Below are 7,219 nucleotides of genomic sequence, written 5' to 3'. Positions count from 1 at the left end.
TTGAAAAAACTACCGATAAAATTATTGGTTTTGCTAGACTTGCCAAATGGCACGAAAAAGTAAATCAATCAGGGTTCAAGTCTTTCAATACAATATCCCGAACAATAATCAATCATTACCAAACCATATTGAATTATTTTGATAACAGAAGTACAAATGCTTCGGCTGAGTCTTTCAATGCCAAAATAAAAGCATTTAGATCTCAATTCAGAGGGGTTAGAAATATTGAGTTTTTCCTTTTTAGACTAACAAATATTTATGCTTAATTTTTGTCGCTCCACAGGTTTTGGGATTGATCCGGTTTTTTTTTATAACTTGTCCCATCCTGAAATAAAGATTCTGAATGTAATTTACTGTCTACTAAATGTCAACCAAAACTAAAAACCCCTATAAACAGTGAGTTTATAAGGGTTTCTGTGAAGGCAGAAGGATTCGAACCTTCGACCGCCTGCTTAGAAGGCAGGTGCTCTATCCAGCTGAGCTATGCCTCCATTAATTTTTATAACCTAATTTGTATTTAACAAAAGTTAAAAAAATTAGTCGGGGTGGCAGGATTCGAACCTGCGGCCTCCTGCTCCCAAAGCAGGCGCGATAACCGAGCTACGCTACACCCCGAAAAGCAAAAAAGCGGAGAGTGAGGGATTCGAACCCTCGGTACAGTTCCCCATACGCATGTTTAGCAAACATGTCCTTTCGGCCACTCAGGCAACTCTCCAAATTAAGAACTAATATTCCTTTTAAGCGGTTGCAAATGTAGGCTTCTATTCTATATTTCACAAATAATTATTCTCTTTTTTTTAATGTTTTTTTTAATGTTTTTTAAAATCATTAACAATCAAATGGATAGATGATAAAAACAATCTTATTTTATTGAATTTAAAAATTACACCTAGTTAAATAAAGTCAATTTACAATTAAACCAGATACAAAGTAAATCATCCGAATGAAATTATATCAAAATTTAAAAATTAATAAAAACAATACTATCTAAATAAATTCAATCAAATTATCGAATTATTGTAATAATAATATTAAAAATGTAATTTAGTATCTATACAAAATGATTAAATTCGCATTTCAAACATAAACTTAAAACATTATGGACAAAAAAATTGTTATAGTTTCCGCTGTAAGAACCCCAATAGGAAGTTTTATGGGAGGACTGTCAACAGTTTCTGCTCCAAAATTAGGTGGTATTGCCATAAAAGGAGCTTTAGAAAAAATTCAACTTGATGCAAATTTAGTTGATGAAGTATTTATGGGTAATGTCGTTCAAGCTGGAGTTGGCCAAGCACCAGCTAGACAAGCCTCTATTTATGCCGGTATTCCTAATTCTGTTGCTTGTACAACTGTAAATAAAGTTTGTGCTTCAGGAATGAAATCCGTAATGATGGGTGTGCAAGCCATACTTTGTGATGATGCTGAAGTCGTTGTTGCCGGAGGAATGGAAAACATGAGCCTCATTCCACATTATATGAATTTAAGAGTTGGCACTAAATTTGGCCCATCAACTATGATTGACGGAATGCAGAAAGATGGACTTACAGATGCTTATGATAATAATGCTATGGGGGTTTGTGCTGACTTATGTGCCTCTGCAAACAATTTCTCACGAGAAGAACAAGATAATTATGCAATTCAGTCCTATAAACGTTCTACGAAAGCATGGGAAGCTGGTAAATTTGACAACGAAATAGTTCCAGTTGCAGTTTCTCAAAGAAAAGGAGATCCAATACTAATTTCTAAAGATGAAGAATTTACGAATGTAAAATTAGAACGAATTCCTTCATTAAACGCCGTTTTTACAAAGGACGGAACCGTAACAGCCGCTAATGCTTCAACAATAAATGATGGTGCTGCTGCTTTAGTATTAATGAGCGAAGAAAAAGCATTAGCATTAAAATTAAAGCCATTAGCACGCATTCTTAGTTACGCAGATGCAGCTCAAGAACCAAAATGGTTCACAACAAGTCCGGCAATCGCAATCCCAAAAGCATTAAAAAAAGCAGGATTATCAATAAATGATGTAGATTATTTCGAATTAAATGAAGCTTTCGCGGTTGTTGGATTGGTCAATTCAAAAATCCTTGGTTTAGATTCCAATAAAGTAAATATAAATGGAGGTGCTGTTTCACTTGGCCATCCCCTTGGATGTTCCGGAACACGTATAATAGTTACTTTATTGAATGTTTTAGAACAAAATAAAGGAAAAATAGGTGTTGCTGCTATATGTAATGGTGGAGGCGGCGCTTCGGCAATCGTTATTGAAAAATTATAAAAAAATTTAAATAATCCTACATGTTCGGAATTTGTAATTTAGCTATTATCCCACTTCGGATTGAACCAAGTGATAAAAGTGAAATCGTATCTCAAGTTTTGTTTGGTGAACATTTCGTAATTTTAGAACAAATGAAACAATGGTCTAAAATTAAATTACAGTATGATCACTATGAAGGTTGGGTTGATTCGAAACAATACCAAATCATTTCTGAATCCGAATTCAACCAATTATCAGATGATGTAATTGTATTGAATGCTGATTTAATTGAATATATAACCGCACCCAATAATCTGCTATTACCTATTCCATTAGGAGCTTCGTTATCATTTCTGAATCATACAGATATAAACATTCCAAACTTTAATTTCGAGGGAACTAAAACAAGTGGTATTAAAAGCAAAGATTGCATCCTTAATACTGCCTTTATGTACCTTAACGCACCTTATCTTTGGGGTGGAAAAACCCCTTTTGGAATTGATTGTTCCGGTTTTACTCAAATGGTATATAAACTTAACGGATATCAATTATTAAGAGATGCCTCGCAGCAATCAAAACAAGGTGAAGCATTGAGTTTTATTGAAGAAAGCGAACCTGGAGATTTAGCCTTTTTTGACAATGAAGAGGGCAACATTATTCATGTAGGTATCATTATGAAAGATAACTATATCATACATGCAAGTGGAAAAGTACGAATTGACAGACTAGATCATCTTGGAATTTATAATGCTGATATTAATAAACACACTCATAAACTTAGAGTTATTAAAAAAACAATTTAAAAAAAAAACCTGATTAACTCAGGTTTTTTTGAATAGTCAACATTAAATTATTTTTTTTCTTCGAGTGCATCAATTTTTGCTTTTAATGCTTTTTTCTCCGGCGACATTTCTAATGCACTATAAACATTTAAAAGTGTTTTAGCTACATCAATGTTTTTTGGCTCTAATTCAACTGCTTTTTGAAGGAAAGGAATAATACCTTTAAATAACTCTTCTCTTTTTGCTTTTAAAACGGCATAACGCTTCATTTCCTTATCAGAGGTTCCTAATTTATTCATTTCAGTTATTAAATCATTTTCAGCTTCAAGTCTTAAAGCTGCTAAATTGATATAAGCATCTGTATATTTAGGGTTAATTTCAATAGCCCTTCTATAATATTTTTCAGCATCAACGGCATTTTTTGCATTGGCACTAATAACACCTAAATTAAAAACTAAACCTTCATCATTTGGATTTTTTTCTAATACTTCTGTAATTAAAGCTTTATACTTGTCGAAATCTTTAGTTTCTAAATATAAATTAGCTTCAGTTAATGTTAGAGATGTATCATCTGGATTTGCTTTTCTAGCATCTGATATCGCTTTTTTTGCTTCTTCAGTTTTACCATTTTGCACTAAAATTAAAGCGATGTTTTTGTAAATCTCTCCTCTTTTAGAAGGAATAACTTCTGATCTTGGTTTTTCGTGAGTTCCAATTTTTACAGCAAGATCCATTTCTTTCTTAGTATTAAACAGATCTTCTTGACCTGTCACCTTACTATCTGCCATGTAATTAATACCTTTTCCTGAATAATTTAAGGTTTTCAAATCATTATATAATTTAAGAGCCTTATCATATTCTTTAGCATTAACATAAGTTGAAGCTGAATAATATAAATTAATAGTATCTCTATTATCTAATAAATAGGCATCGTATAATTTTTTAGCTCCTTCTGCTTGTTTATTATTTTTAGTATCAGCAACAGCACTATTTATCAATTTATTTTTTATATCAATAATTGAAGTAGTGGCTTGCGATGTATATTTATCTTTTCCGGAAGATTTTTCAACAGCCAATAAATCTTGGTAAGCCGATGCAGCTAATAAAAGATTTTTACCTGTTTCTACATTTTTATTTGCTAAGTCTAGCAAAGCATTTCCTTTTACGAAATAAAACTGAGCTTTTTCCGAGTCCGAAGCACTAGAAATTAAAGGTTCAGCTCCATTAAGAATAGTTACCGCTTCTGCAGAACCTCCACCTTTTAAAGCTTTTTCAGCGGCTTTTATTTGATCTTTTTGAGCAAAAGTAGCTACTGATATCAATAATACTGATGCTAGTAATACATATTTACTTTTCATATTTGTTGTTTTAAATTTGTGTTTCAAAAATAGTCAGAAAAACATTTATTATTTATAATAAAAGTCATAAATAATAAATGTTAGGATTAATGTTTAATTATTATTTTTCATCATCAGAATCGTCGTCTTCAACTTCTCCTTCGACATCGTCGTCGTCAGAATTATCATCCTCTTCTTCTTCTTCATCTTCTCCACCTTCGTCTTCTAGAACTTCTAATACAGGTTTCACTCTTTCGATAACTTCGGATTCAATAACATTTCCTTCTTCGTCAACTATCACTTCTTCCTCTTCATCCTTCATTACTTTAGTAACAGCTGCAATCGAGTCATTTCCTTTTAAGTTAATCAACTTAACGCCTTGAGTAGCTCTACCCATTACACGTAAATCCTCAATAGCCATTCTAATAGTCAAGCCTGATTTGTTAATTATCATCAAATCATCAGCGTCTGTAACATTACTTATCGATATCAGTTTTCCTGTTTTCTCAGTAATATTTAAAGTTTTCACCCCTTTACCACCTCGATTAGTAATCCTATAGACATCTTCACCATCCTCATCAACTAATTTGGTACGTTTACCATATCCATTTTCAGTGACAACTAAAATTTGTGTATCGTTGATATTCTCCTTATCTACAGTAACCATGCCAATCACCTCATCCGTATCATCTTTTAAGCTAATTCCACGAACTCCTGAAGCCGTTCTTCCCATCGGACGGGTTTTAGTTTCTTCGAAACGAACTAATTTTCCAGATTTAACAGCCAATATTATTTGACTTTCTCCATTGGTTAATTTTGCTTCTAACAATTCATCTCCTTCTTTAATTGTGATTGCAGCAACTCCATTTACTCTAGGTTTAGAATATTTCTCCAATGAAGTCTTCTTAACCTGACCTTTTTTAGTTACCATAACTAAATTATGACTCTTAATATAGTCCTGATCTTTTAAATCCTGAGTACAAATAAATGCTTTTACTTTATCATCACTTTCAATATTGATCAAGTTTTGAATTGCTCTTCCTTTGGCGGTTTTACTTCCTTCTGGAATTTCATATACTCGCATCCAGAAACATTTTCCTTTTTGAGTAAAGAACATCATGTATTGATGATTAGTAGCCACAAACATATTTTCAAGGAAATCCTGGTCTCTTGTTCCTGCACTTTTTTGCCCAACTCCTCCTCTATTCTGAGTTTTATATTCAGATAAATTAGTACGTTTGATGTAACCAGCGTGTGAAATGGTGATAACAACATTTTCATCAGCAATTAAATCTTCAATACTTACATCACCACCAGAATATTCAATTAATGAACGACGAGCGTCCCCATATTTATCACGTATTTCAACAAGCTCTTCTTTTATCAAGGCAGTTCTTAAATTAACATCGGCCAATAAAGCTTTCAAATGTTCAATCAATTTCATCAATTCTTCATACTCAAGTCTTAACTTGTCTTGTTCCAGACCTGTTAATTGACGCAATCGCATTTCTACAATTGCTCTAGCTTGAATATCTGATAATTTAAACCTTTCAATTAATTTTTCTCTCGCTTCTTCTGTATTTTTAGACGCTTTAATTAATGCGATTACCTCATCAATATTGTCCGAAGCAATTATCAAACCTTCTAAAATATGCGCTCTTTCTTCTGCTTTTCTTAATTCGAATTGTGTTCTTCTCGTTACAACATCGTGGCGGTGTTCAACAAAATAGTGAATCATATCTTTCAGATTCAACATTTGTGGACGCCCTTTTACTAATGCAATATTATTTACACTAAATGAAGATTGTAATTGTGTATACTTATAAAGTGTATTTAAAACTACATTTGGTGTTGCATCACGTTTCAAGATATAAACGATACGCATCCCATTTCTATCCGATTCATCACGAATATTGGCAATTCCCTCAATTTTTTTATCATTAACCAAATCAGCAGTACGCTTAATCATATCTGCTTTATTGACTTGGTAAGGAATTTCAGTAACGATAATACATTCTCTACCCTCTACTTCTTCAAAACCAACTTTAGCACGCATAACAATACGACCTCTACCGGTTTTAAAAGCTTCGCGAACTCCTTCGTAACCATATATTGTACCTCCAGTTGGAAAATCCGGAGCTTTAATATGATTCATCAATTCATCTATTTCAATTTCATTATTATCAATAAAAGCCAAAATTCCATTGACAACTTCAGTAAGATTATGTGGCGGCATATTGGTTGCCATACCCACAGCAATTCCAGTTGCTCCATTTATTAATAAAGTAGGAACTCGAGTAGGCATTACTTTTGGTTCATACAAAGTATCGTCAAAGTTCAATTGATAATCAACTGTTTCTTTTTCGATATCAGCCATAATTTCTTCCGAAATTTTTCGCATTCTGGCTTCAGTATAACGCATCGCAGCAGGACTATCACCATCGACTGAACCAAAGTTACCTTGACCGTCAACTAATAAATAGCGCATACTCCACTCTTGAGCCATACGAACCATTGCATCGTAAACAGAAGTATCTCCGTGTGGATGATACTTTCCTAATACTTCTCCAACAATTCTTGCCGATTTTTTATGGGCAGATCGTGAATTAACTCCCAAATCATACATCCCGTAAAGTACTCTTCTATGAACAGGTTTCAGACCGTCACGAACATCAGGTAATGCTCTAGATACAATTACAGACATCGAATAATCGATGTAAGCTGATTTCATTTCATCTTCAATGTTAATAGGAATTAACTTTTCTCCTTCAGACATAAGTGTTTATATTTAATAAAATTATTTTAGTTTCAAAACGTGCTAATATACGTCTTTTTGATTTTTT

The 7,219-nt window shown here is 33.0% G+C and carries 5 protein-coding genes and 3 tRNA genes; 3 read left to right on the top strand and 5 right to left on the bottom strand.

Annotation, left to right across the window (positions count from 1 at the left end):
* A partial coding sequence (locus tag E0F76_RS10710; RefSeq protein ID WP_165932682.1) for a transposase occupies positions 1-266 on the top strand: 266 nt, incomplete at its 5' end.
* Between the two features lie 151 nt (positions 267-417).
* On the opposite strand, the gene E0F76_RS10705 is transcribed toward E0F76_RS10710, so the two are convergent.
* The 3 genes from E0F76_RS10705 to E0F76_RS10695 form a co-directional block, all read right to left on the bottom strand.
* Positions 418-491: transfer RNA gene (locus E0F76_RS10705), tRNA-Arg, on the bottom strand.
* 49 nt (positions 492-540) lie between these two features.
* Positions 541-615, bottom strand: a tRNA-Pro gene (locus E0F76_RS10700).
* Positions 616-628: 13 nt separating this feature from the next.
* Positions 629-715: transfer RNA gene (locus E0F76_RS10695), tRNA-Ser, on the bottom strand.
* Between the two features lie 384 nt (positions 716-1,099).
* Here E0F76_RS10695 and E0F76_RS10690 point away from each other — a divergent pair.
* The gene (locus E0F76_RS10690; RefSeq protein WP_132005423.1) at positions 1,100-2,278 is read left to right on the top strand and encodes an acetyl-CoA C-acyltransferase; all 1,179 of its coding nucleotides are present in this window, start codon (positions 1,100-1,102) and stop codon (positions 2,276-2,278) included.
* A 20-nt stretch (positions 2,279-2,298) separates the two neighbouring features.
* Positions 2,299-3,060 (top strand): C40 family peptidase, encoded by a 762-nt coding sequence (locus E0F76_RS10685; RefSeq protein WP_132005420.1) that lies wholly within the window; start codon positions 2,299-2,301, stop codon positions 3,058-3,060.
* A gap of 47 nt (positions 3,061-3,107) precedes the next feature.
* Here the strand turns inward: E0F76_RS10685 and E0F76_RS10680 are convergent, their stop codons facing one another.
* A complete protein-coding gene (locus E0F76_RS10680; protein WP_132005417.1) occupies positions 3,108-4,397 on the bottom strand; it encodes a tetratricopeptide repeat protein in 1,290 nt (429 codons plus the stop codon).
* 100 nt (positions 4,398-4,497) lie between these two features.
* Positions 4,498-7,152 (bottom strand): DNA gyrase subunit A, encoded by a 2,655-nt coding sequence (gene gyrA / locus E0F76_RS10675; RefSeq protein ID WP_132005414.1) that lies wholly within the window; start codon positions 7,150-7,152, stop codon positions 4,498-4,500.
* Positions 7,153-7,219: the final 67 nt, after the last annotated feature.

The sequence above is a fragment of the Flavobacterium cellulosilyticum genome, assembly GCF_004349355.1.
In the GTDB taxonomy this organism is placed as follows: domain Bacteria; phylum Bacteroidota; class Bacteroidia; order Flavobacteriales; family Flavobacteriaceae; genus Flavobacterium; species Flavobacterium cellulosilyticum.
Note: the sequence above shows the minus strand (reverse complement) of the source record. Positions and strands in the feature narration are given on the sequence as shown.